Annotated in this window: 5 tRNA genes; all 5 read left to right on the forward strand. The window is 47.0% G+C overall.

The annotated features are described in order from the left end of the window. The first annotated feature begins 51 nt into the window (after positions 1-51). The 5 genes from C0W29_RS21455 to C0W29_RS21475 all read left to right on the forward strand — a co-directional run bounded on the left by C0W29_RS21455 (position 52) and on the right by C0W29_RS21475 (position 502). Positions 52-127, forward strand: a tRNA-Glu gene (locus tag C0W29_RS21455). Positions 128-129: 2 nt separating this feature from the next. Then, positions 130-205, forward strand: a tRNA-Lys gene (locus tag C0W29_RS21460). 31 nt (positions 206-236) lie between these two features. Next, positions 237-312, forward strand: a tRNA-Val gene (locus C0W29_RS21465). Between the two features lie 36 nt (positions 313-348). After that, positions 349-424 (forward strand) — tRNA-Ala (locus C0W29_RS21470). Positions 425-426: 2 nt separating this feature from the next. After that, positions 427-502: transfer RNA gene (locus tag C0W29_RS21475), tRNA-Glu, on the forward strand. Positions 503-702: the final 200 nt, after the last annotated feature.

The raw sequence follows: 702 nt of genomic DNA on the forward strand, positions 1-702 counted from the left end.
AAATGTAAAAGAGCCAACATAAGTTGCCCAACAACTTATGTTATGAACATTGTCCCGTTCGTCTAGAGGCCTAGGACACCGCCCTTTCACGGCGGTAACAGGGGTTCGACTCCCCTACGGGACGCCAATGGGTCGTTAGCTCAGTTGGTAGAGCAGTTGACTTTTAATCAATTGGTCGCAGGTTCGAATCCTGCACGACCCACCATTCTTTCTCACGAAGGAATTAAAACTATCGTGGGCGATTAGCTCAGTTGGGAGAGCACCTCCCTTACAAGGAGGGGGTCACTGGTTCGAGCCCGGTATCGCCCACCACTTCTCTTCGGAGAACTTCTTTTGAAGTAAAACATTGGGGTTATAGCTCAGCTGGGAGAGCGCCTGCCTTGCACGCAGGAGGTCTGCGGTTCGATCCCGCATAGCTCCACCAATGTCCCGTTCGTCTAGAGGCCTAGGACACCGCCCTTTCACGGCGGTAACAGGGGTTCGACTCCCCTACGGGACGCCACTTTTTAAACGTATTTCTCTTAAATAAAAGAGATTTTGAGTGCTTTTAAAAAGTGGACGTCGAAAGATAGACACATGCTCTTTAACAATCTGGAAAGCTGACTAGTAAATTCAATCGAAAGATTGATTTTAAAAAATGTTTTTATCTTCGGATAAAAACGAGTTCTCAAAACAACACACATTCAAGTGTCTTGTATCGAG

Source organism: Photobacterium kishitanii (assembly GCF_003026355.1).
In the GTDB taxonomy this organism is placed as follows: domain Bacteria; phylum Pseudomonadota; class Gammaproteobacteria; order Enterobacterales; family Vibrionaceae; genus Photobacterium; species Photobacterium kishitanii.